16 protein-coding genes and 1 pseudogene are annotated in these 23,904 nt (G+C 60.4%); 10 read left to right on the forward strand and 7 right to left on the reverse strand.

Annotated elements, in window-relative coordinates; translation table 11 throughout:
- The 5 genes and pseudogenes from sat to C4334_RS10130 all read right to left on the reverse strand — a co-directional run.
- Nucleotides 1-424: pseudogene (gene sat, locus C4334_RS10110) on the reverse strand (sulfate adenylyltransferase); the annotation flags it as partial.
- A gap of 121 nt (nucleotides 425-545) precedes the next feature.
- Nucleotides 546-1,370 carry a uroporphyrinogen-III C-methyltransferase gene (gene cobA / locus C4334_RS10115; RefSeq protein WP_352431967.1) on the reverse strand — a complete coding sequence of 275 codons (825 nt, stop codon included), beginning with the start codon at nucleotides 1,368-1,370 and terminating at the stop codon, nucleotides 546-548.
- Nucleotides 1,371-1,844: 474 nt separating this feature from the next.
- Nucleotides 1,845-2,507, reverse strand: coding sequence for a HEAT repeat domain-containing protein (locus C4334_RS10120; protein ID WP_352431968.1), 663 nt, complete (start codon nucleotides 2,505-2,507; stop codon nucleotides 1,845-1,847).
- Nucleotides 2,504-3,988: a M16 family metallopeptidase gene (locus C4334_RS10125; protein ID WP_352431969.1), complete on the reverse strand. Its 1,485-nt coding sequence runs from the start codon at nucleotides 3,986-3,988 to the stop codon at nucleotides 2,504-2,506. The genes C4334_RS10120 and C4334_RS10125 overlap by 4 nt, the downstream gene beginning before the upstream one ends.
- Nucleotides 3,985-5,379, reverse strand: a complete 1,395-nt coding sequence (locus C4334_RS10130) for a M16 family metallopeptidase (protein WP_352431970.1) — start codon at nucleotides 5,377-5,379, stop codon at nucleotides 3,985-3,987. The genes C4334_RS10125 and C4334_RS10130 overlap by 4 nt, the downstream gene beginning before the upstream one ends.
- Before the next feature lie 225 nt (nucleotides 5,380-5,604).
- Between C4334_RS10130 and C4334_RS10135 the strand changes: the two genes are divergently transcribed.
- The 10 genes from C4334_RS10135 to glnA all read left to right on the forward strand — a co-directional run bounded on the left by C4334_RS10135 (nucleotide 5,605) and on the right by glnA (nucleotide 22,745).
- Nucleotides 5,605-7,167 (forward strand): trypsin-like peptidase domain-containing protein, encoded by a 1,563-nt coding sequence (locus C4334_RS10135; RefSeq protein WP_352431971.1) that lies wholly within the window; start codon nucleotides 5,605-5,607, stop codon nucleotides 7,165-7,167.
- Nucleotides 7,168-7,434: 267 nt separating this feature from the next.
- Nucleotides 7,435-9,141 (forward strand): glycosyltransferase family 39 protein, encoded by a 1,707-nt coding sequence (locus tag C4334_RS10140; protein WP_352431972.1) that lies wholly within the window; start codon nucleotides 7,435-7,437, stop codon nucleotides 9,139-9,141.
- 335 nt (nucleotides 9,142-9,476) lie between these two features.
- Nucleotides 9,477-11,495, forward strand: coding sequence for a hypothetical protein (locus C4334_RS10145; RefSeq protein WP_352431973.1), 2,019 nt, complete (start codon nucleotides 9,477-9,479; stop codon nucleotides 11,493-11,495).
- Nucleotides 11,496-11,639: 144 nt separating this feature from the next.
- The gene (locus C4334_RS10150) at nucleotides 11,640-14,204 is read left to right on the forward strand and encodes an alkaline phosphatase family protein (protein ID WP_352431974.1); all 2,565 of its coding nucleotides are present in this window, start codon (nucleotides 11,640-11,642) and stop codon (nucleotides 14,202-14,204) included.
- The gene (locus tag C4334_RS10155) at nucleotides 14,201-16,405 is read left to right on the forward strand and encodes an ABC transporter permease (RefSeq protein ID WP_352431975.1); all 2,205 of its coding nucleotides are present in this window, start codon (nucleotides 14,201-14,203) and stop codon (nucleotides 16,403-16,405) included. The genes C4334_RS10150 and C4334_RS10155 overlap by 4 nt, the downstream gene beginning before the upstream one ends.
- A gap of 190 nt (nucleotides 16,406-16,595) precedes the next feature.
- The gene (locus C4334_RS10160) at nucleotides 16,596-17,945 is read left to right on the forward strand and encodes an ROK family transcriptional regulator (RefSeq protein ID WP_352431976.1); all 1,350 of its coding nucleotides are present in this window, start codon (nucleotides 16,596-16,598) and stop codon (nucleotides 17,943-17,945) included.
- Between the two features lie 41 nt (nucleotides 17,946-17,986).
- Entirely contained in the window at nucleotides 17,987-18,802 is an 816-nt protein-coding gene (locus C4334_RS10165) for a 5-deoxy-glucuronate isomerase (protein ID WP_352431977.1), read from the forward strand.
- A gap of 171 nt (nucleotides 18,803-18,973) precedes the next feature.
- Nucleotides 18,974-20,074 (forward strand): PfkB family carbohydrate kinase, encoded by a 1,101-nt coding sequence (locus C4334_RS10170; protein ID WP_352431978.1) that lies wholly within the window; start codon nucleotides 18,974-18,976, stop codon nucleotides 20,072-20,074.
- Nucleotides 20,075-20,291: 217 nt separating this feature from the next.
- Nucleotides 20,292-20,945, forward strand: a complete 654-nt coding sequence (locus tag C4334_RS10175) for a bifunctional 4-hydroxy-2-oxoglutarate aldolase/2-dehydro-3-deoxy-phosphogluconate aldolase (RefSeq protein WP_352431979.1) — start codon at nucleotides 20,292-20,294, stop codon at nucleotides 20,943-20,945.
- Nucleotides 20,946-21,320: 375 nt separating this feature from the next.
- Complete coding sequence (gene glnA / locus C4334_RS10180; protein WP_352431980.1) at nucleotides 21,321-22,745, forward strand: type I glutamate--ammonia ligase; 1,425 nt, start codon at nucleotides 21,321-21,323, stop codon at nucleotides 22,743-22,745.
- A 256-nt stretch (nucleotides 22,746-23,001) separates the two neighbouring features.
- Here the strand turns inward: glnA and C4334_RS10185 are convergent, their stop codons facing one another.
- Both C4334_RS10185 and C4334_RS10190 read right to left on the reverse strand, forming a co-directional pair.
- The gene (locus tag C4334_RS10185; RefSeq protein ID WP_352431981.1) at nucleotides 23,002-23,346 is read right to left on the reverse strand and encodes a hypothetical protein; all 345 of its coding nucleotides are present in this window, start codon (nucleotides 23,344-23,346) and stop codon (nucleotides 23,002-23,004) included.
- 6 nt (nucleotides 23,347-23,352) lie between these two features.
- Complete coding sequence (locus C4334_RS10190; protein WP_352431982.1) at nucleotides 23,353-23,511, reverse strand: hypothetical protein; 159 nt, start codon at nucleotides 23,509-23,511, stop codon at nucleotides 23,353-23,355.
- Nucleotides 23,512-23,904 lie beyond the last annotated feature (393 nt).

A 23,904-nucleotide genomic window follows, 5' to 3' on the forward strand; every position in this document is an offset into this window, starting at 1 on the left:
CTGGATGGGCTTCGTCCGTCGTGCGATAGACGCGCTCGGCTTCGCGTCGCTTGTCGCGCCGAAACTTCTCGGCCACATGAAGCACGGCTAGCAGCTCGCCTCGCCAATAAAGGGCAACCTCTTCGCCTTCGCGCACCGCGCGCGCCTCGTCCTCCGTGACGGCGAAGGTGATCGGAATAGACCAGATGAGACCGCAGGCCATGCGCATCCGCTCGATGACTGAGTCGTAATCGTCTCGGCACATGAAACCTTCGAGCGGCGAATAAGCGCCGTTGGCGATCAATTCCAGATCGGATGCGGTCCGTCCGTCGAGTTGAAATCTGCGTAAGCGCGCCGCTATGGCAATCAGTTCGTCGCGCTCTGGACCGGCGACGAAGCGATTGATCAACTTCCCGCCGTGTGGACTGATCAGTTTCGGTGTCATCTCCCTCTTCGTAAAGCTTTCAGGCAGTCTTGAGTAGGCTTTCAGATTCAATCGAGATTGAATTACGCTCTCTTCACAATCGACGAAGACCCTCTCCGCGCTTCGTCTGATCGGAAACACTTCAACAATCAACAACAAAAGCCGCCTCCGGCGTCTCGCCGCTCTCCTGCTCTTGCTTCGGTTCGAACCACCGAAGCCGCTCGCGCAAGCGGACTACTTCGCCAACCACGATCACGGTCGGCGAACGCAGGCGCGCTCTCTCTACGCGGTCGGCGATGTCATGTAGCGTCCCCACGACCGTTTGTTGCCCTTCGTAGGTTCCCCAGCGAATCACTGCCACTGGGGTTTCGGCAGGACGACCCGCAGCCACTAGATCAGCAGCGATTTGACGCAGGCGCGCCGTGCCCATCAGCACGACCAGCGTATCAACATCAAACCGTGCGCGCCGCTCGACATCGTGGTCGGTCACGTCTTCTGCCCTCGTGCCGGCGATCACCGCCACCGAAGAGGAGATCCCACGATGCGTAAGGGGAATGCCGGCATAGGCCGGAACTGCCAAGGCCGAAGTCACGCCGGGCACCACCTCAAAAGGCACACCCGCGTGGCGCAGCGCTTCAGCCTCCTCCCCGCCGCGACCGAAAAGAAACGGATCGCCGCCCTTCAGACGGACAACGCGCTCGCCGCGACGCGCGCGCGCGATGAGCAACCGATTGATCTCTGCCTGCGGAGTTTGACGCCCGCCGCCAACCTTGCCGACGTCGATACGTTCGGTTTCCGCTGAAGCGAAAAGCAACGCCTCCGGATTGACGAGGTTGTCGTACACCACTACGTCACACGTGGCGAGAAGATCGCGCGCTTTGAGCGTCAACAGGCCGACATCGCCCGGTCCAGCCCCGACCAAGTAGACGACGCCGCGTCGCGCCGAAAATAGCCTGCTGTTTGACATCGCACGTCGCTGCTCGCGAGCGCCAGCGCTTTCCAATGCGCTCTGCGTCAATATAGCGGAGAGAATGTATAGTATATTGGCTACCGTGTCAAGAGGCTTCCTTCGCGCGAAAGATGGGTGTCAAAGGATCTGTTTGAGTTTGTGCTCGATGTTGCGACCGGATCCGTTTGCAGATGTTGTGTGCGGCGCAAGCTTCATTGGACCTTCGATTGGGCCATTCGGTGCTCGCACATCGGGGGATCCAGCGTCTGTTCGCGCGGGTTGGTTACCACGAGGCGAGCGGGAATTGATCGGGTTGTAATCCGGGCGTTCGTTTGTGTGGGCTGGTTACGCCTCGGTCGTAGTCATGAATAGGCAGCGAGCGGGCTGCAATGGCGGACTGCGCCTCAGCGCAGTTCAAGCGGCGATCTCTTGGGCGCGGCGACGAACGCAGGCGTCCGAATCGTAGGTCTACTGGCTGAGCGAAAGTTGCGCTTACGGCGCTTCGCCGTTGCTTTCGGTGCGTACGCCGGAGCCATTGAGCCGAAGTTTGATCTCACGTTCGGCGAAACGGGCCGCGTCTGCAACTCGAGCGTCGGGCGAGGAGAGATAGGGTTCAATCCGGCGAAGCGTTTCGGCATCGCCGATGCGAGCGAGCACTTCGAGCAGGCGGATTTGCGTCAAGTCGTTGACGCGCGGCAAGAGGGCGTAAAGCGGCGCAGGCGAATCGAGTTCGCTGAGGTAGGCGTAGGCTTGATTGCGACGCGGCGAATCGAGCGCGCGCACGATGGCATAAAGGTTTTCCTCTTTGCCCATGCGGTAGAGCGCCCAATCGAGCGCTAGTTGAACGCGCTTGTTCTTCTCCTGCAGGCGATAACCTTCGATGAGTTTCTTTTTGTCAGAAGCGCGCAAGCGGGCCAGTTCTTCCGCGGCGCGTTGTCGGACGAGCGGGTCCTTGTGCGTCAACCGGCGCACGGCGAGCGCGGCGCGCACCTGTACGTCGCCTTGGTAGGTGAGCGCCTCTTCTTGCGCTTGGACCAACACGCAGGTCAGCGCGAGCAGGCAAATGATTTGTAGCGCGCGCGCCAGGCGACTGAGTTCGTGCGAATTGAGCGCGGGCGGCGTGCAACGCTTAGAAGCTCGAAGGCTGCGTATCATGGTCCAGTCTCCTTGAGCGCCCGAGCGCGGCGGAGCGCGCCCGAGTTCAGATCGAGTTCCTTCTCTTTGATCACTTCGAGGTCGGGAAACTTCTTGCGCAAGTCGTCGAGAAAAGCGCGTCCGTCGCCGACGATGACGATGCGCGCGTCTTTGGCGGCAAGCCGTTCGCGCGCGAACCGCTGCACGTCGCCAGCGCCGATGGCTTGAACGTTGCGTATGTAATCGTTGATTTCGTCGAGCCGCAAGCCGTAGAGGGCGAGCGAAGCGACTTGTGTGACTAGCCCGTCGGTGGTCTCCATGTTGCGTGCGAAATTGCCGATGAGCGCCGCCTTGCGTGGCGTCAATTCCGTATCCGGGAGGTCATCGTTGGCGAGGCGATCGAGTTCCTTGAGCATCAGTTCGGCGACCTCGTCGGCCGTTTCGTTCTTGGTTTGCGTCGCGGCGATGAACGGGCCGACATCACGACGCACGTCGAGCGCACTGCTGGCGCCGTAGCTCAACCCACGACGGATGCGGATCTCTTGGTTGAGGCGTGACGAATAGCCGCCGCCGAAGACGGAATTGGCGACCATTGCGCGGAAGTAGTCCGCGTCGGTGCGTTTGATGCCGGGGCGCACGAGGACGACGGCCGCTTGTCCGGCGTCCGGCTTATCGATCACGACGACGCGCGGTTTGCGGTTGCTCTGTGATCGCTCGGATTTTGCGGGTGATGGCAACGGCGTGGCGGGTCGCTTCCAATCGCCGAAGAGACGTTCGGCCAAAGCGAAAGCCGCGTCGGGCGCGATCCGTCCACCGATGACGAGCACAGCGTTGTCTGGCCGGTAGTGCGTTTGATGAAAGCGCACGACATCGTCGCGTCGGAGCCGTTGTACGGTCTCGGGCGTGCCTGAAACGGGATGGGCGTAGGGGGCGTCGCCGAAAAGGACGCGCGCGGCGACAAAGCGCGCAAGCGCTCCCGGCTGACGAAGGGCGACCTGCAGGTTATCGAGCGTTTGCCGCCGTTGGCGTTCGAGTTCCTCTTCTTTGAAGATCGGATTACGCGCGACGTCGGAGAGTATCTCCAAGGCTTGCGGAAGGCGCGCTGCAGCGACATTGACGCTGACGGTGGAAGCATCCCATCGCGCGCTTGCATCGAGCGAGCCGCCGAGCGCTTCGATCGCTTCGGCGATCTCCGGTGCGGTGCGCCTCTTCGTCCCTTTGGTCAAGAGGTTGGCCGTCATGTCGGCCAAACCGCCAAGCGTCGGCGGATCGGCTTCGGCGCCGGTCTTGATTAGCAGCAGCGCCGTCACCAGCGGAACGCCTTGCGGGCGCGGCGCGACGATGACGCGCAATCCGTTGGACAGACTCTTCTCCACCGGGGTCGGGAAGCGAACCGAACGCGGTGGTCCAGGCGATGGCGGCATCTCTTGTTGGCCACGTGCGCCGGGGCAAACAAGTGCCACGGCGAGGATCATCAACGAAGCTCGCCACATTTTATTCATCTTCCGCCCTCCGCCTGAACGTTGCCGGAAGATTCGGCAACGTAATGTATGACCACACGGTTCTTGTCGGTGAAGAAACGTTGCATGACGCGCTGCACATCGGCTGCCGTGACCGCTTGCAGACGGGCGATGTCGGTGTTGACTCGCTCCGGGTCGCCGAGGAGGACGGCAGCTTCGCCGATGGCCAGCGCTTTGCCGTTGTTGGTTTCGCGCTCGCGCAATAAGTTGGTGATGATTTGATTCTTGGCCTTTTCCAATTCAGCCGGGGACACCGGCGCACGCTTCATCCTCTCGATCTCGGAAAGCAGCGCCTTTTCCGCTTCGTTCACCTCCTTGCCGCTAGCGAGGATCAGGCGAAAGACGAACAGCCCATGATCTTCACGCAGGTCAGCGTTGGCGCCGGCAAATTGGGCTATTTGCTGTTCGTAAACGAGCGCGCGATAAAGGCGCGACGATTCGCCGCGCGCGAGAATCGTCTCGGCCACGCGCAGGGCGAAAGCGTCGTCGCTTCGTTGTGGCGGCACGAGGTAAGTGACGGCCACGGCTGGCAGCGGAACATTGGGCGCGCGTTCCGTATAGCGTCTTTCGCCGATGCGTTCCGGTTCGCGCGCCGTCACGCGCGGCAACGGAGAAGTCGGCTTCGGTATGCGTCCGAAATACTTGTCCACCCATGCATCGAGTTGTTTCGCATCGAAATCCCCGACGACGATGAGCGTCGCGTTGTCAGGCCGGTAGTAGGTCGCATGAAACCGCCGCACGTCTTCCAGCGTGGCGGCGTTGAGTTCTTCGATGTTGCCGATGCCGGGCCGACGATACGGATGTTTCGTGAAAGAGCGCTGTTCCACGAGCAAGTTCAGTTTGCCGTAGGGTGGTGCGACGTAGTTCTGTCGGAACTCTTCTTTGACCACATCGCGCTCGGAGCGGAAGTTCTCCTCGTTGACGTTGAGCGACGCGAGGCGGTCGGCTTCGGCCCAGAGCAGCGTTTCGAGGTAGTTCGATGGCACGACCTCGTAATAGACGGTGACGTCGTCGGCGGTGAAAGCGTTGTTGAAGCCGCCCACGTCTTCAGTCAAGCGGTCGAGCATTTCATCTTTCATGTTCTTGGTGCTTTTGAACATCATGTGCTCGAATAGGTGGGCGAAACCGCTTCGTCCTTCGGGGTCGTCCTTGGAGCCGACGTGATACCAGACTTGGATGGCGACGGTCGGGCTTGAGTGGTCTTCGACGCTTACGACGCGCAGCCCGTTTGGCAGCGTTCGCGTGCGGTAGTTCAGGCGCGGTATCTCGTCGGTCAGCGCTGGAGTCGCGGCACGAGTTTTGTCTTGCGCGTGTGCCGCAACGACCGCGAGCGTTGCGCCGAGAAAGATGAACGACAGGGTGGCGAGTCGCATGGGTGCTCCTTCGTCTGTTCAAGCTCGGGCGGCGAACCGCAGTCTTGGATGCCGCCCTTGCGCGCCCGTGTTGCACGAGACCAGCGGGCACGGACGCGCCGAAGATCGCGTGGCCCATTGTAACCGAAATCGGCTCCGAAGGTTGCCTTGCGTCTTTCGTTTGCGCTGGCGATGGGCTAGAATTCAGCTTTCAGAGACGTTCTGACAGCGGGCAAGCGGAAAGAGATGGCAAGTGGTTTGGTCATTCACGTCGAGGCGGGCGAAGCGAAGCTCACAGAAGTCCTGACGCAAGATCGCATCCGGATCGGAACAGGCGACGAGTGCGAGTTGCGTTTGCCCCGTGCGGTCGTTCCAGCGTCGAAGGAGAAGATTCTGGAGCTGGCCCGCGCCAACGGCCACTACCGCATCGCCGACTTCGATCCCGATTTAGACATCACGCACAACGGCGCGCCGCTCGCCTCCGATTCGCCAATCAACGATGGCGATGAAGTGCGCATCGGCGGCACGGCGCTTACGCTTCAATTCTTTTCGATCAAATCGCTTCCGCCGGCGTTGATCGCTGAACGGCGCGATGTGCACGTTGTGCCGTTCATCGAACAGGCGGCGTTGGAAGCGGCGGCGACCGAACGGCGCGACGACGCCAAGGTCTTCTTGCGCGAGTTCACGCGCGAACTGATACGCGAGATCAGCCCCGTCACCAAGCTCTTCATCTTGACCATGACGGTTGCGCTCGTCGGCGGGTTGCTCTACTTGGGCTTTGCCGCTTACAGGGAATTGCGCAATAGCCGACGGTTGATAAACGATCAGCAAGCGCGTCTGCTCGAGTTGCAGCAGCAACTCGAGCAGAACAGCCAACAGCTAACGCAAGTTGAGCGTTCCAATCGCGCGTTGCTCAACAGCCAATCGCTAGCGACCAAGGTATGGAGCGACTACAGCGCGGGCGTCTGCATGATCTACGGCGTCTATGTGTTGGTTGATCCGAATTCGAACCGTCCGCTGCGCGCGGCTGAATACCGCGGCGAAGAGAACGTCAACGGACACCCTCTTCTTTCGCCCGAAGGCGGTGGCTCAGTGGCGGAATTCTGGTTCACGGGCACTGGATTTCACGTCGGCGGCGGTTACGTTTTGACCAACCGGCACGTAGTTCAACCGTGGAGTTCGGACGAGCGTTTGACAGGGTTGCAAGGGAGCACCGCTGGACGCCCCCGTTTGGTCAAGCTCTTGGCCTTTTTCCCGCGTCGGTCGCAGCCCATTGCGTTGCGCGTGCGGCAGGTGGGTCAGCGTGAGGACATTGCCGTGTGCAGGTTGGAAGAGGTGCCGGCCAATATGCCCGTGCTTCCGCTCGACCTCGAATTCGATTCCGTCGCCGTTGGCCGGCCCGTCGTGATGATCGGTTATCCGTCCGGACCGGACCGGATTTTGGCGGCGTTGCCCGAACCGGAGGCGAGCAGCATTCGCGCGCGTTACACGTCGCTCGATGCTTTGCTGCTTCATCTGGCCTCGCGCAACTTGATCACGCCGCTGACGACGCAAGGCAACATCACCGATTTGAGCGTGCGACGCATCGCCTACGACGCGCGCACTGCCGAGGGCGGTTCGGGAGCGCCGGTCTTCGGACCATCCGGCAAAGTGATCGGGATCAACTTCGCCATCTTCACCGAGAACGCGGCTTCGAACTTCGCCATCCCGATTCGGTACGCCGTGCCCCTGCTTGAACGCGCTGGTTGGAGCGCTCCACGAACGCCAACCGATGATGAGCCTCCGACCAAAGATCGAAGCGCGCGCTGAGCGGCGATAAGCTATCTGCAGACGCTGCTCGGTCTGCGGCGTAACCTCGCCAAGAGGATGCGAGCGGACTCCTCAAGTTTGTGCGCAAGGTGCTCGTTGAATGAACGAAGACTTTCGCGGCGAAAGCAGGCGCTCGCAAGCATCCCGAAGTTGAGCGAAGGAGCTCGGCCCCGTGCCAGCGCCCTCGTCGCCAGCGAACGCTTTGACACGCGCCCGCGTACAAGTTAACCTTGCCAACTTTGCGGCCTCGCGCCGAGAACCCGAAAGATGGAGAGCCGAAGAGTTTTGTCCGCTACCGCTGCCAGCGCTCCCGATGCTGTCGTCGCCAGCGATCTGGCGGCGACGCGCCGCGCGCGCGTCGCCGAACGATGGCTCATCGCCGCGTTGCTCGCCGCGGTGACGTTGTGCGGTTTCGGCTTGCGCGTTTACAAGTTGAGCGCTGAAAGCTTAAGCGAAGATGAATTGAACAAACTGCGGGCGGTGGAAGATTACCGTCGTCGCGGACTGACTTCGACCAACGGTGAACACCCGATGTTGATGAAGGGTCTGCTCACCGCGAGCGTGGTGATGGCTGAACGTTGGAACAGCTCGGTTCTTGTCAGCACGCACCGCGCGCTGCGAATTGAACCGGAGACCGCGCTGCGTCTGCCCGGCGCGCTCTTGGGCGCGTTCGCTTCGTCACTGATCTTTCTCCTCGTCGTCGAATTGTTCGGTCCTGGACCAGCGTTGATCGCGGCAGCGTTGTGGGCGTTCGACCCGTCAGCCATCGGTTTCAATCGGATCGCCAAAGAAGACACCTTTTTCCTCTTTTTCTTCTTGTTGGCCAACATCTTCTGGTTGCGCGGTCAGCGCGTGGCCGAGACCGAAGAACGCAACCCCGAGCCGTTCTACTGGGCGACGGCGGCGGCCTTTGGCGCCATGATCGCCTCGAAGTATATCCCGCACCTGCTGGCGATCAGCGCCGGTTACTACTACATTTTCCAAGCTCTGCCGCAGACGCGCTGGCGACTAGGCAAGCGCCGCTGGTTGATCTTCTTCGTCGTGATGGGCGCCGTCTTTCTGCTTTGCAACCCGACCATCGTGCTCCCCGACACGTGGCGCGAAATGCGCGCCTTCGCCGGTGAGCGGCGCATCGGCCACGATGCTTACGAGTTCATGGGCCAGCTCTATCGCAATCAAATGTCGCTTTGGTTGGCGGGCGTGCCGTGGACTTTTTACTACGTCTTCATGGGCGTCAAACTCCCGCTCCTGACGTTGGTCGCGTTCATGATCGGGCTTCCGCTCCTTTTCAACCGCAAACTTGGCGACGGGCGATTCTTCATTCTCTTCTGGTTCTTCTTCTGGTTCTTTCCATTCACGCTGCTCGGCGGAAAGTTCACGCGCTATTTCACCTTCGCGCTGCCAGCCGTGCTTATCACAGCGGCGATCGGCATCGAGTTCAGCGCGCGCTTTGCGGCACGCCGCTTCGCCGCGAAAAACGCCCTGTGCGCGGCGTTGGCGACAATGGTCGTGCTCTGTTCGTTGGCTGCTGCGGTCAAGGCCGCGCCCCACTACCGCCTTTACACCAACGCGCTCGGCGGAGGACTGAGGCAAGCCGGAAACTATTTCCCGCACGATGAGTTTTACGACGCGAGCGTGCGCGATGTGGCGCGCTGGTTGGCGAACAACGCGCCGCCCGACGCCGCCGTCTTCAGCGAAACGCCGAGCCTCGTGGCCCACTATTTGGCGCTTGCCGGGCGCGATGACCTGCGCTCCTTATCCCTCTCCGACCGCCGAGCTCTCGCCGGGTTGAGAGCTGGAGATGCGCTCGTCATCGCCCGCGGACGGCGGTATTTCAGCAACGATGTGATTGCACGCCGTTTGCAAGAACAAATGGCTCCGGCCTTCGTCGCTTCTTTGGGCGAAGTGCCGTCAGCGCGCGTCTTCGTCGTCGACGAGGCGCAAGCGCGCGCGCTCGAAGAACTGAAGGATTGAGGTCACGCGGCAAACCTCTTCGCCGCGATCGCGCATCGCAGAGGCTCTTTGCAAAGCGCCCCATGCGGGGCGTGATCAATTGTCGCCGGTTAAATCGACGCAACTTTTGCGCTCCACGCGGAGCTTTTCGCTTACAGTGCGGTATGCTGAACTTAACAGAGCAATCGGGTCGGTCCTTTCTTGATCTGTTTTCGAACAGCGCACGAATTGCAGAAAGCTTGCGCATGCGGTTGGGTCAGCTCCTCGCCAGTCTGTCCCTTCTCCTTTGCCTATTCATTCTGACGGGCGTCTTTGCGAGAGCGCAGGCTCAGTTGCCGCGATCGGAGGTAGGCGCGATGCAGATCGTCCCGCTGGGCGCTGGCCCTGCGTTTGAGCAGATCGGGCTCGCGCAAGAAAGCCGAGATGGGTTGAGCGTCGCCGTCGCGCAACAAGAGGCACAAAACAGTTTGCCCGAGGCGCGTCGCGCTTCGGGGCGTTTCCGCCTAGAAGTGGTGCCGATCGCGGGCGGCGCAGAGCTTGTGACCATCTTCGGCGACGCCGCCGATGCCACGCAAATTCCGCTCGTCAGCGTCTTGCGCGACACGTTTGGCGATGCCGACCGCGAAAACGATCGGCTCCGTTACGTTTGGGCGCACACCTACGCGCGCCCTGACGCTTTGCAGTGGGCGGCGGCGGCAACACCTTTTCTCTACGCGCGTGTTGGCGATAGCAGTTTCAAGCAGAGCGTCCCACGCCCCATACTCGATCTTGCCGATGCCGAACGCGACACATGGGAAAGAGGCGTGTGGCTAGCTTTTCGCGTGCTCTTTCTCGATTCATACGGTTTCAGCGCCCGCGCCACGGCGCGCACGCTGAAACGCAACGCGGACGATTACAAACAGGCGCACCGATTGCGCGCGCTCGCCGTGCTCTCGCTCTACAGCGTGCAGGACGACGAGCGCGCCTTCTCGCCCGTCGAGCTACATGACATTCAGGCGCGATTGTCGCTAACGCAACGGATGCTCGGTGGGATCATCGACGACGTAAATCTGGAGCGCGCTTACCAGAAACAGAACACTTTTTGGCGCGACATACGCGGGCACAATTGGGAGCTGCTGCGTCAGCGGGCTGAAGCCGAAGGGCTCTATTTCGATCCACTGAAGATGCCCGATGGAAGCGAAACGCACGCCCTTTTGTGGATCGCGCGCGAAGATTTGGCTGCCGAACGCGGACGCAAATTCAACGCCCGTTTCTTGAACATCGCCAATCCGTGGCGTGACCGACGTCTGGAACGCTGGCGAGGCTACTCGGAGGTTTGGGGGTTCACCGCCGATAATCAACGGACGACGCCCGACGACCAACGCGCCGTCCGGCGGCGCGAAATGATCCCGCTGGCACTTTACGGACTGGATCACCCGAAGATCCCCGTGCTGCTCGTCGATTTTCGCGACCGGCTCAACCCGAAACGACGCGAAATGTCGCGCCGCTTGCTCGACGACGTCGCGCGCAATTTGCTTCAAGTTTCCCGTTTCGGCGACCTCTACTACTTTTTGGGGCGCACCGTCTTTGATTTGGTCACTGGACGGCGCGGCATAGATATCAACCAGCCATCGCGGTTGCGCGCCTATTCGCAGTTGAAACTGCTGTTGACTTGCGATCAACAACTCGCGCCGCCGTTGCGCGCCGAAATCAAAGAGCGCTTGGGGAGTGTTGCGCTCAACCCCTTGGAAAACAGTGCGGGAGCGGAAGCGCGCATCGCGCAACAGCAGTACGCCGCATTGCTCGCCTACGCGCGCCGTCCCGATGGACTTCCGGCGCTGTTGGAGAAGGATCGTCGCGCCGAGCTGGCCGATCTCCAACATGGGCGCTGGCAGCGCGCGTTCTTTCGAGTAGCCAACATCGTCAGCTTCGGTCTTTATCACCACACGGACGGGGCTGCGGCGGGCGAGCTGCAAGCGACGCTCGATCGGGCGCGGCGGCTGGCTTATCATCGTCGGTTCTTGCGCGAAGTGGCCGCTTCAACGCCGCGCGCCGAGATCGTTTGGCGCGTCGAAGACGTGCGTCGGTCGCTTCGTTATGTGGCCGAACACGGAACCGACGCCGACGCCGAGACGGCACGCGCCATCGCTCGCATCTTCGCGGGAACAAGCGACGAAGCGACGCGCGAACTCTCGCTTCGTTGTCTTTACCGCATCAACAACGCGACGGCTAAAAGCGAGTTGCTCAAGATCTATCGCGATGATCAGACGGAAGCGCGCTGGCGCGCGCTGACGGCACAGTACTTGATAACGGCCGTGCGCGAGCGGCAAAGTATGACGCCGTCAGACGCGCGCGCGATCATGTCGCTCGTCGTCGTCCCTGCGGCGAGTCAATAGCGCGTTCGTTTTGCGAAGTGCGGCAGTTGAAGCTGCGCCGTAAGACCAAAGGGGCCCGTTTCGTCGGCGAAGAGCCGCGGTTACAGTTTTCGATCGACGCGAGTCGGCAGGACGACGAGCGGTCAGTGCACGCGGAAGATGAGCATGGCGATAAGAGGTGAAGTGCGCAAAGCGACTTGGCCCGTTGGCGGCGTTTTTCACCGCACGGGCAGAGGCGCGATCTCCGCCCTCCTATCGTTGTTCACCGCGCTCCTTCTTTCAGCGAGCGGTTTCGGTCAACGCGCTGAGCGCATCGTCGTCATCAAGATCGATGGCCTGCCGTTCGAGATGGTCGAGCGCTTCGTGCATGAAACCGACCCGCGCACGGGCAAGAGCGCGCTGCCGTGGATCAAGCACGTCTTCTACGAGAACGGGACGCGCCTCGCCAACTTTTATGTGCGCGGCATGAGCCTTTCAGCCCCGTCGTGGTCGTTGCTCGATACGGGACAGCATCTGCAAATCAAGGGCAACGTCGAATTCGACCGCTACACTATGCACATGTACGATTATTTGAACTTCATCCCGTTCTACTTAGCGAACGCGGTCGGTCAACGTGTCGATATGCCCGGTCCAGAGGTGCTCGACGAACTCGGCCTCCCGCTGCTTCTAGACTCTTACCCCTACGAAGAGCGCTTCATGAGTTTTCAGCTCTATCAGCGCGGCGTCCGTTGGACCGCCTTGCAGCGGGGTCTGCAAAATCGCTTCACGTCGCGCAGCCCGCGTGAACTCATCGACGAGTGGACCATCGGTTTCGAAGCGCGCAGCATCCTTTACGAGCAGATGGAGCGCGAACTGCTCGAAAAGCTTCGCGATTCGCGCATACGCTATTTGGATATCTACAACTCGGACTTCGACCATCGCACACACCACAACCGCGACCGCGAATCGCACCTCGAAGCTTTGCAAGAGATCGACGCTCTCGTCGGGCGCATCTGGACGGCTATCGAAAAGTCACCGCTGGCAGCGCAAACGGCCCTTGTCCTGGTGTCGGATCACGGGACCAATTCCGATGAACGTGTCTATAGCCAGGGTTATAACTTGGTCAAATACCTCGCCAGCGCCACCGGCGGCGGTCACCACGTCGTGACCAAGCGCCGATTGCTCAACGACTACGCGATCAAGGGTTTCTATCCGATCGTCTCTTGGGTCGTGACGACCACGCCCGACACCTATTACTTGCGCGGACAGAGCACCGTCTACCCGACGGCGCTCGTGGATTTCGACGGCAACGAACGAGTTGGCATACATTTGCGCAACAGCGATCTAAACGCGCTGCACATCTTGTTGCAGCAGTTGCAGCGGCGTGATCTTGCGCCGGACGTGCGGCGCGCTGCGACGGACGCTTTCTTCGCCGTCATCGAACGAAATCGCGCCGAATGGTCGCGAAAGTTGACGGAACTCGAAGAAGAGTTGGGCGCATTGCGTCGGTTGATCGAACGGCAACGCGCCGCGGTCGCCGCACAACCCAAAAAGTGGACCAAGGAGGATCGCGACAAAGGGCGCGATCAGGAGGCGCGCCGCGAATATGCCCGTATGGATTCGTGGCTGAGCGATGAGCGAGAATACACGGCCTACGCGCGCACGCTGCGCAACCTTCTCTCTCTACGCCGTGAATCTTTCACCCCAGAGACCCTGAAGATCAAAGATCTCATCGCGCCGCGCGCCATGGGTGAACCGAACAGCATCCATCAACTGCAGAACTACGTCTTCGGCCTTGGCCCGCAAGGCCTCGTGCTCGCGCCGGATGGAGCGCTCGATCTGGCGCGCAGTTTCCGTCGGATGAACTACTTCGCCGCGCTTTATACGATCACCTTGCGCAACAACGTCCAATCCAAAGTCGGCAATCGTCCTGTAGATTTCATCGCTGTGCGGCTTCCCGCCGAGCTTTTGGTTGACCAAGACTTGCGCGCTGAAGAGGCGATTTGGCTGTACGGTGGTGAAGACGCGCAAGCTTTGATTCTCGGGCGACGAAACGCCGAAGGGGCGCTGGAACTGCGTTACGTTCCGGTCGCGCAACTCGCGCAGCATGCCGACGGCACGTTGAACTTCACGCGCATCGAGTGGCGGTCCGGATTGCCGCTCAAAATTTGGGAGGATGAACGGCTGCGGATTCCAGATGGCGAAGACAAGGCGAGGTGGTTGAGCGTTTGGCACACGGAGATCGCTTGGTTGCACGCTCTGCATCGGACGAAGTATGCAAACGCGCTCATCGGCTTGCACGAGCAGTTTGCGCGGCACTCGGCGCCCACACTCGATCTAGATGCGCCCGGTTTGACGTCGGACGAGCGTTTGATCCGGCGCTTTCGATTGCGGCAGCGCCATCTGGTGGAGACCGATCTTTTCGTCCACGCGAACTTTCATTGGAACTTCGACGTGCGCGGTTTTAACCCAGGCGGTAATCACGGCTCTTTCTATCGCGTTTCAACACACTCGACGTTGATGATCGCCGGCGGAACGCAAACCGGCATCCCACGCGGCATGGTGATCGAAGAGCCGTACGACAGCTTAAGCTTCGTGCCGACCTTGATGGCACTCACGGGGCGGATGCAGGCCGGACAGATCGCGCCTGTGCTCTGGCAACGCGGTTTTCGCTCCTTTCCAGGGCGCATCATTCGCGAGCTTTTCGAAGACGGCAAGCCGCGCCCCGCGTTCAAGGAGGGCGGACGTTGATTTCGGTCGAGGAAACGAAAAAGCAGAGGCCGCCTGAACTGGGAGCGATCGCAAACGACGAACCAGCGAGGCGCGCGGGGCGATCCGTCCTCCGATTACAAGCGGTCGCTTTCGTTTTGGGCGTGGCGCTGCTCATCTACGTCGTGCGGCGCGTCGGCATCGAACCGATCTTCGATGCGTTGGCCAACATCGGCATCGGTTTTCTGCCGATCCTCGCCATCAGTGGGCTGCGCCACGTCTTGCGAGCCTTGGCGCTGCGCACGGCAATTGAGCCGCAGCATCGGGCGTTCAGATTCAGTCAAGCGCTCGCCGTGCGTCTCGGCGGCGAAGCGATCACTTTTTTAACCTTCACCGGCCCGCTGCTCGGTGAAGCGACCAAGGCGGCGTTGTTGCGTCGCAACGTGCCTTTGACGCGCAGCGTGCAAGCGCTCGTCGTCGATAACATCCTCTACAACCTGTCGGTCGCGTTCTTCATCCTGAGCGGCGCCGGCGTGATGCTCGCCGCCTATCCTGTGCCGCCGGTGATCGGCTACGTGCTGATCGGCATCATGATCGCCACCGGCGCGGCGCTGGTCGCTGCCTTTTGGGCCGTGCGCCATCGCATGATGCCCGTCTCATGGAGCTTGGCGCGATTCGGCCGTTTCGGTTTCGCGCGCCGTTTGATCGGCAGTTCGCACGCACACATCCGCGAAATCGAAGCGAGCGTCTATGACTTTTACACGCACCGGCGCGGCGCCTTCTTCGCCATTGTCCTTTTCGACCTTCTAGCGCACGCGACCAGCCTCTTCGAGGTCTATTTCATCCTCGACTTGCTCGGCGCCCAACCGTCGTTCGCCGCTTCCTATGTCATCGAATCGCTCACGAAAGTGATAAACTTCGTCTTCGGCTTCGTGCCGGCGACCATCGGGGTTTACGAGGGCGGCACCGAAGTGATCTTGCGTGCGCTCGGGTTTGCCTCGGCCACGGGCGTCACCTTGGCCTTGGCGCGCAAGGCCGGCATAGTCTTCTGGACCAGCATCGGGCTGCTCGTGCTCGTTTGGCGAGCTGGCACGGGCGCGCTCCAGCGCCTCGCCGCACGACACCCTAGATTGAGGAGAGCGATGGACAACTTAGTGCTAGCCAACCTCGGCCACAGGCCAGCGCGTACTTTCACTAGCATCCTCGGCATCGCCATCGGCGTCCTGCTCATCACTTTCACCGTCGGACTTGCGCACGGCATCCTGCGCGAACGTGCCCGGCGCGAAGCCAACATTGGCGCCGAGATCATGGTGCGCGCTTCGGGTACCTTCGGCTTGAGCGGGTCGGAGCCTTTCCTGCTGCCAGTCTCGCGCGCCGAAGAGATCCGCAAGGTTCCGGGCGTAAGGGCTGCTGTGCCCATCGGCCAAAACACCGTCGGCAGCGACACGGGGTTCGGCATGCGTCTGGTTGACGGTATCCCGTTCAAAGAGTACGCCGAGATCGCGCAGATGCGCATCGTCGAGGGACGCGGTTTGAACGACGCGGGCGATGAAGCCATCGTCGATTCAGTTTGGAAAGAGCAGCGGCGCGCCAAAGTCGGCGACACCGTGCTGTTGTACGATCGCCCGTTTCGCATCGTCGGCATCTATGAACCGCCCAACGGCGCGCGCATCAAGATCCCGCTTGCGACCATGCAAGAACAAGTCGGAAGCAAGGACCACTGCACGAGCGTTCTCGTCGCCTGCGACGATCCGGCTGAACAGGAGATGGTCGCTGCGCGCATTCACGAACTCTTTCCGGAAGATCAGATCATCTTCACGCGAGACCTGCCGGAACTCTACACGACGAGCGTTCCAGCGCTCAACATCTTCATCAAAGTCATCGTCGCCATCGCCGCCGTGATCAGCCTGTTGGTGGTTTTGCTGGCGATGTACACAACGGTCACCGAACGGACGCGGCAGATCGGCATCCTCAAAGCGCTCGGCATGTCGAACGCGCGCATCGCTTGGGTCGTCGAGCAAGAAGCCGTGCTCGTCAGCTTTCTCGGCATCATCTTCGGCCTCGCCCTCACGCTGATCGCGCGCGCCGCCGTCATGCGCGCGACATCGTTGGTCGTCGAGATCGAACCGCAGTGGGTCGCCATCGCCGCGTTGATCGGCCTGCTGGGCGGCGTGCTCGGCGCGCTCTATCCGGCGCTGCGTGCGGCGCGGCAAGATGCCGTGCAAGCTCTTAGCTACGAATGATTCCGCCATCCGGCGCGCGAGGATGGTCGCCGACGACGAGACGCTGCTCCCCTTCAGTTGCGAGAAGACCCAGCCTCCGGCGCTCGCACGTCAACGGTGGGTCACAGCTCGCTCGTCCAACGTGCGTTCAGCTCTAGTTTCATGCCTGCGCGTAAGATAGACTCATGGGCAGAGGAGCTGACAGCATGCGTTGGGGCGTAGATCCGACAACGAGAAGGCAACGCCGATCGGTCGCTCGCGGCTTGACCGCGAACCCTTTTGGCAGTATATAGTTCAAAGTTTGAACAATCGCTCTTCCGGGAGGTTACGACGCGCTTTGCGTAAGATCAACCCGTACGATTTTCAAGTCGCCACGCGATCCACTTCGCGTGAAATCAACCGTCAGATCGTTCTCAACCTCGTACGCGAACACCAACCGATCTCGCGCGCTGATCTAGCGCGGCGCATGAAGGTTGGGCGCAACGTCATCAGCATGATCGTCAACGAGCTGATCGCCGAAGGGCTGATCTACGAGGGTGCTACGGGCAAGACCGTGCGCGGGCGTAAGCCGACCTTTCTTCACGTGCGCACGCAGGACCGGTTTGTGGTCGCCATCGACATACGTTTCAGCCGCACCTTTTTGATGCTCAGCGATTTCGGCGGTCATCAACTGGCGCTCGAAACCTTCGATACTCTGTTTGCGCCCGACGAGCTGGTGGAGGAGTTGATCTGGCGCGTGCGGCGCATGTTGGAAGCGCACGATGCCACTGCTAATTGCGAAGGGATCGGCGTCGCTGTGCCCGGCATGGTGGACCACAGCACGGGCATCATTCTGAACGCGCCAACGCTTGGCTGGCGCGATGTGGATTTGCGCACGCCGCTCGCCAAAGGTACGGCGTTGCCCGTTTACATCGAAAACGCGCCCAAGGCTTGTGCGTTGGCTGAGATGTGGTTGGGGAGAAACGGTGCGACGCCGAACAACTTCGTCTTCGTAACGGTTTCGGATGGGGTGGGGGTTGGCATCGTCATCAACGGCGAATTGGTCCGCGGGCGCGACAACGTCGCCGGTGAATTCGGCCACGCGCCGCTCAGTCTAGATGGACCGCGCTGCCTATGCGGGTCGGTCGGATGTTGGGAGGCGTACATCTCGAATCTAGCGACGCTGGCGCGCTACTTCGGTTACGACCTTTCGCGTTTGAAGCCCAAGAAGCTGCTCGACGATGGCGGGAACGATTTCACCATCAACGACCTGTTGGCCCGTGCGCGTTCCGGCGACGAACGCGCGCGCGCTGCCGTGCAAGGCACGGCGCGCTATCTCGGACTCGGGTTAGCCACCGTGCTCAACGGGCTCAATCCCGAGTGCGTTTACATCGGCGGCGAGATCATGACGGCTTGGGATATGATTGAAGCGACGGTTCGTCAAGCGCTGGCCGAGCGGGCGATGACCGAGCGCGTTGCTCAAACGCCCATCAGAGTTTCTACGGTTGGCGAGTACCCACGTCTGCGCGGCGCGGCTGCGCTTGTGACAGCGCCCATCTTTGCGGCGCCGCGCGTGGCCTGAGGAGCCCGCAAAAAGAGGGTCGAAGATTCAAAGGAGTGAAGATGAGAACGGAGGAGGAGAACCGACTCGTTTTCCGCGCGACGCACCGCGGCGCGGGACGTCGCTTGATCGTCACGCCGGAAAACAGCCCGATGCGCCATCTGCGTTACGGTCGCATCACTTTGGACGAAACCGTGCAACACGTTGCCTTCGACACTGGCGCTTGCGAGACTGGATTGATCTGTCTGTCCGGTTCGGGCGCGGTGCGCGTTCGTGACCAAGCGCACGAGCTTTCTCGCTATGACGCGATCTACATCCCTCGCGGTGCGCGCGTCGAAGTCGCGGCGCGTGAAAGCGCCGACTTCATCGAATGCGCCGCGCCGGTCGAGGGGGATTATCCGTTGCAGGTCGTTCGCTTGGCCGATGTCAAGGGCGACGAATCGTTGCATTTCTCGACGGGCGGTCCGGGGAGTCGGCGTGCGGTCACGATCCTCATCGGCAAGAACGTCAAAGCCGGACGGCTGCTCGCCGGCTTCACGCGCTCGGAACCGGGTAACTGGACCAGTTGGCCGCCGCACGAACACGCCGAAATGCTCGAAGAGATATACGTCTTCTACGATATGCCGACGCCGTCGTTCGGCGTGCAGTTCGTCTTTTCTGATCCGACGGAGCCTGATTTTTCCGGTGCCGTGCGCGAAGGCGACGCGGTTCTGATGCCTCGCGGTTATCACCCAAACGTCGCCATTCCGGGCTACCCGATCAATTTCGTGTGGATCATGGCGGCGCACCGCGAAGTCGAATATAGGCAATACGGCGTCGTCAATATCCATCCGGATTTTGCCGGTGCCGCTTCCGGTCTGGAAGCGAGTCGGCGTTAGAGACGAAGAGCGCTTGCACGGCAAGCGACATGCGGATGATGACCGCGCGGCGTGCGGACGTCGCCTTGAAGTTCGGTCGAGGGGCTATAGCGCGAGCGCTTCAGGCGTCTCGCGCAGCGCACGGGCGTTATCTCAACGCAGTCGATTGCTTTCCCGGACGTTGCGGGAATCATGAGCGAACTTGCGATCAAACCGAAAAACCATTGTCAGTGGGACCTCGTCGCGTTAGGCGAGGTGATGTTGAGATTGGATCCGGGCGACGTGCGAATCCACACGGCGCGCCAATTCCGCGTTTGGGAGGGCGGCGGCGAATACAACGTCGCGCGCGGGTTGCGCCGTTGCTTCGGTCTGGAGACGGCGATCGTCACAGCTTTCGCCGATAACCAGATTGGGCGGTTACTCGAGGATCTGATCTTTCAGGGCGGGGTGGACCAGCGGCACGTCCTTTGGCGCAAGTACGATGGCGTCGGCAGAACGGTGCGCAACGGATTGAACTTCACCGAACGCGGGTTCGGCGTGCGAGCCGCGGTCGGCTGTTCGGATCGCGGGCACACGGCGACTTCGCAACTGCGGCGCGGCCAAGTCGATTGGGAGATGATTTTCGGTCAAGAAGGGGCGCGTTGGTTTCACACGGGCGGCGTCTTCGCCGCTTTATCCGAGACGACGCCGGAAGTAGCGCTCGAAGCGATGGAGGCCGCCCGCCGACATGGGACGGTGGTTTCGTACGATCTGAACTACCGCGAGTCGCTTTGGAAGGGCATCGGCGGCAAAGAGCGGGCGCAACAGGTTAACCGCGAACTCGTCAAGCTGGTCGACGTCTTGCTGGGCAACGAGGAGGACTTCACTGCCTGTTTGGGTTACGAGGTGGAGGGCGTTGACGAAGGCTATTCGAAGCTGGACACGCGCGGGTTTCGTCGCATGATCGAGCGCTTGATCGGTGAGTACCCGCATCTCAAAGCCGTCGCCACGACGTTGCGCGTGGCGAAGACGGCGACGGTGAACGATTGGGGGGCGGTACTCTACTACGCTGGGGATTTCTACGAGGCCCCATTGCGCAAAGATTTAGAGATTTACGATCGCGTCGGCGGCGGTGATAGTTTTGCTTCGGGCTTGATCTACGGGTTCCTCATGGGTAAGGGGCCGCAATGGGCGGTTGAATGTGGAGCGGCGCACGGCGCGCTGGCGATGACAACGCCGGGAGATACGACCATGGCGACTTTGGCCGAGGTCGAAAGGGTGATGAAGGGGGGGACGGCGCGCGTCGTGCGTTGAGGTTTCAGGATCGCGCGCCGTCACACTACACAGCGTGGGTTTTGCGGCGGCGCTCGATCCAACGAGACGCGGCGCGTTGATGCTTTCTTGATCGTCAATTATCGGTTCGATCCATTGTTGTTTATTCAACAGTGACCGAAGAAGCATCTTTCAAAAGGGCTGAACTGGCCAGACGAAGTTGAATCTTCCGCTGCAATTCAGCGGGAGTTGAAGAAGCATGAACAAGATCGAGACGATTCGGCACATCGGCGAAATAGGCATCATCCCTGTGGTGCGCGCAAGCTCGAGCCAAGAGGCGTTGATCGCTACGGAAGCGATCCGCGAGGGCGGAATCGATGTGCTCGAGGTGACGATGACCGTTCCTGGCGCCATCTCTTTGATCGAGGCGTTAATCGCCCGCTGCGGCGATCGGGCTTTGATCGGTGCAGGCACAGTACTTGATGCCGAAACGGCGCGTGCGTGTATTCTTGCTGGCGCGCGCTTCATTGTCAGTCCCACGGTCGATGAGCCGACCATCGAGATGTGTCAGCGTTACGGCGTCGCCGCGCTTCCGGGAGCACTGACGCCAACCGAGGTGATGCGCGCTTGGCAAGCGGGAGCCGATCTGGTCAAAATCTTTCCGTGCAGCGCGATGGGGGGAGCTAGTTATATTCGCGCGTTGAAAGGGCCGTTGCCGCAAGTGGAGCTGGTGCCGACCGGAGGCGTCAACCTGCAGAACGCCGCCGAGCACATCCGCGCTGGCGCGTTTGCGCTTGGCGTCGGCACAGACTTAGTAGATGTCAAGGAGATACGCGCGGGACGCGCAGAGAGCATCACAGAACGCGCGCGTCGTTTTCTCGAGACCGTGCGCGACGCACGGCGCGCCGTTTGAAGAGGGCTAGCGAAAAGGCAAAGCATCAGCGCGCTTCACAACCAGTTTTTACGCTTCCGATAGGCGCATCGCCATATACGGCGAAAAGGCACGCGCTTCGCAACCAGAGAGTTCGGTCTTCTTCAGGCAAGCTGGAGGGCTCGCTTTCGAACAATTCTTCAAGCGCTCGGGCGATCATTGACGAAAATAATCAACGCTGTGGCTCCCGCAAATATCGCTTGACACGCTGCCGCCGACTCATATAATCATTGCTGTTTTTAAGCCGCAGAGCGCCGCTCGAAATGACGCTCTTTTGCCGCACCCCTTCATGCTCTAGCCGGAGCCGCCAGCGCGCGGCAACGGACATCACACACCCCAAACATCTCAGGAGAGAAGATGGACGCAAAAACAGCTTTGAAGTATGCCGAAGATCATGGGGCGCGATTCGTCTCCGTTCGTTTCACCGATCTGGTGGGCGCTTGGCATCACTTGACCTTCCCCATTCACGAACTGTCTGAGAGCAGTTTCGAGGATGGTTTCGGTTTCGATGCTTCTAGTTTGCGCGGGTGGGCTTCGATTCATGAATCCGACATGTTGCTCGTGCCCGATCCGTCGCGTTTTTGGATGGACCCGTTCGCCGAAGAACCGACCGTGTGCTTCATCGCCAACGTCGTCGATCCGATCACCAAAGAGGGATACGGACTCGACCCTCGCTCGGTAGCGACGCGCGCCGAAAGTTACCTGCGGTTTACCGGCATCGCCGACACAGCCTACTTCGGTCCCGAAGCCGAGTTCTTCGTCTTCGACGGAGTGCGTTTCTACAACGAACAGAATGCCGCTGGCTACGAAGTTGAATCTGACGAAGGCATATGGAACACGGGGCGTAGAAGCAACGGGTTCGAAAGCCCAAACCTCGGTTACCGTATCCGCAACAAGGAGGGGTATGTACCTGTTCCGCCTGCTGACAGCTTGAGCGACTTGCGTTCGGAGATCGCGCTGACGCTCGAAGACGTCGGCATTCGCGTCGAATGCCACCATCACGAGGTCGCTACCGCTGGTCAGTGCGAGATAGATTTTCGCTTCTCGACGTTGCTCGGCACGGCTGACAACCTGCAACTGTTCAAGTACATCGTCCGCAACACAGCCTACCGCTACGGCAAAGCGGTGACGTTCATGCCGAAGCCGATCTACGGTGATAACGGCAGCGGCATGCACTGCCACCAGTCTTTGTGGAAGAACGAAAAATCCCTCTTTGCCGGCGATGGCTACGCGGGATTGAGCGAAGTGGCGCGCTATTACATCGGCGGTTTGCTCAAACACGCGCCGGCGATCGTCGCGTTTGCCGCGCCGACGACCAACAGTTACAAGCGTTTGGTGCCGGGCTTCGAAGCGCCGGTCAATCTCGCTTATTCGGCCCGTAATCGTTCGGCGGCGGTGCGCATTCCGATGTTCTCGCAGAACCCGAAGCAGAAGCGGATAGAATTTCGCCCGCCGGATCCAAGTTGCAATCCGTATCTAGCCTTCTCCGCGATGCTCATGGCTGGTCTGGACGGCATACAGAACAGGATCGATCCGGGCGAGCCTCTGGATAAAGACATCTACGATCTTTCGCCGGAAGAATTGAAAGAGGTGCCGAGCTTGCCGGGATCGCTGGACGAAGCGTTGCGCGCATTGGAGACCGATCACGAATTCTTGCTCAAGGGCGACGTCTTCACGCCGCAATTGATCGAGCGTTGGGTCAACTACAAGCGCGAGCGCGAAATCAATCCCATGCGCATGCGCCCGCATCCGCTGGAATTCGCCCTTTATTTCGACATCTAATCAACAGACGGTTCGCTTCAAGCGCGGGAGCCGCACAAAGCATGCACCGCCCCGCGCTTGAAGCCGGTCTTTCGCTCCGACAACAGCCCTTGCGTTCAACGGAATTGGGCTTCGTTCCGTCTGCCGTTCTAACCCGGCGCTTTCGGTAGTGTCACCGTGAGAGGTGTAGTTTCGCCGCGTGCCACTACGGTGACACCAGCTACTCGAATATGTAAATTGCGATCCCATGCTCGCTGGCCGGCGTGGCTGACTATTGTCACGCCAGTCGCTCGTTTTGACTTCTGCGGATGATCTCTAGTGCGTCATCTTTGAGAAGCAAAACATAACCTCTCTCTATCGGTTCCGCCGGATCAAAAGGCCCCGGCCCTACGGTAAAGGACTTCATGCGCGTCTCATGATCATTCATCAAGCACATTAACCCAAGCACATCTCGCTCGTAGTCTTCCAGAGTCAAAGATTTGTTGGGGAAAACGATAAGTTCCTTACTACGATGGACATTCTTACCGAAAGAGGCCAGATACTCCGAGTAATCCGAGTAATACGAGACAAGCACGTTACGCACAGCATGAAGACGATCGCGTCCTCCTTTGGCAGCAATCACTTGCTCTCACAAACGTTCTGCCTCCAGCCGCCCGCCCGCGCTTCGTCCTTGTGCCGCGATCTCTGCTGCCTCTGCTGCACCACCACCTACCTCGACCATCGCCGCGCCAAGCTGTAAAACGGACGCCCACATAACCAACAGCAACGGACAGAGCTTCCACTTCATGATCGCTCATCTCCTCAACAACATCCCTTCAATTAACCTTCCAACGCCCTTGAAAAACCTTCCGATTGCGGGGAAAAGTGTCCTTTTTCTCTTGCTCGCGCTGAAAAGCTATCGCCCCGTGGCGCCGATTGGGAGTTGAAAAGCTTGCTGCTCTGACAATCCGTCAAAAGAGTACGGTCGCCAAGCGCTCCCATCATAGATGAGCGGTTGAAAGGCTTGCTGCTCTGACAATCCGTCAAAAGAGCAGATCGAAACCGCCCAGCTCAAATGCGGCGAGCACGCTGACAACCAGTTCCTGACAATTCGTCAAAAGAGTAGATCGAAACCGCCAGCGAAGGTCCGGCTTGATGAGGCGAAGAAAATGCCGAAGCGCGGATCGGCGAGGTTGGCGTG

Origin of the sequence: Pyrinomonas sp., assembly GCF_040289685.1 — a bacterium.
Classification (GTDB): domain Bacteria; phylum Acidobacteriota; class Blastocatellia; order Pyrinomonadales; family Pyrinomonadaceae; genus Pyrinomonas.

What these genes read in the sequence shown, in the direction of transcription:
- C4334_RS10120 (WP_352431968.1), bottom strand. Translation starts at nt 2,507, where the DNA reads ATGATACGCAGCCTTCGAGCTTCTAAGCGTTGCACGCCGCCCGCGCTC.
- C4334_RS10145 (WP_352431973.1), top strand. Translation starts at nt 9,477, where the DNA reads ATGCAGATCGTCCCGCTGGGCGCTGGCCCTGCGTTTGAGCAGATCGGG.
- cobA (WP_352431967.1), bottom strand. Translation starts at nt 1,370, where the DNA reads ATGTCAAACAGCAGGCTATTTTCGGCGCGACGCGGCGTCGTCTACTTG.
- C4334_RS10140 (WP_352431972.1), top strand. Translation starts at nt 7,435, where the DNA reads ATGGAGAGCCGAAGAGTTTTGTCCGCTACCGCTGCCAGCGCTCCCGAT.
- C4334_RS10135 (WP_352431971.1), top strand. Translation starts at nt 5,605, where the DNA reads ATGGCAAGTGGTTTGGTCATTCACGTCGAGGCGGGCGAAGCGAAGCTC.
- C4334_RS10190 (WP_352431982.1), bottom strand. Translation starts at nt 23,511, where the DNA reads ATGAAGTGGAAGCTCTGTCCGTTGCTGTTGGTTATGTGGGCGTCCGTT.
- C4334_RS10130 (WP_352431970.1), bottom strand. Translation starts at nt 5,379, where the DNA reads ATGCGACTCGCCACCCTGTCGTTCATCTTTCTCGGCGCAACGCTCGCG.
- C4334_RS10150 (WP_352431974.1), top strand. Translation starts at nt 11,640, where the DNA reads ATGGCGATAAGAGGTGAAGTGCGCAAAGCGACTTGGCCCGTTGGCGGC.
- C4334_RS10125 (WP_352431969.1), bottom strand. Translation starts at nt 3,988, where the DNA reads ATGAATAAAATGTGGCGAGCTTCGTTGATGATCCTCGCCGTGGCACTT.
- C4334_RS10170 (WP_352431978.1), top strand. Translation starts at nt 18,974, where the DNA reads ATGAGCGAACTTGCGATCAAACCGAAAAACCATTGTCAGTGGGACCTC.
- glnA (WP_352431980.1), top strand. Translation starts at nt 21,321, where the DNA reads ATGGACGCAAAAACAGCTTTGAAGTATGCCGAAGATCATGGGGCGCGA.
- C4334_RS10165 (WP_352431977.1), top strand. Translation starts at nt 17,987, where the DNA reads ATGAGAACGGAGGAGGAGAACCGACTCGTTTTCCGCGCGACGCACCGC.
- C4334_RS10175 (WP_352431979.1), top strand. Translation starts at nt 20,292, where the DNA reads ATGAACAAGATCGAGACGATTCGGCACATCGGCGAAATAGGCATCATC.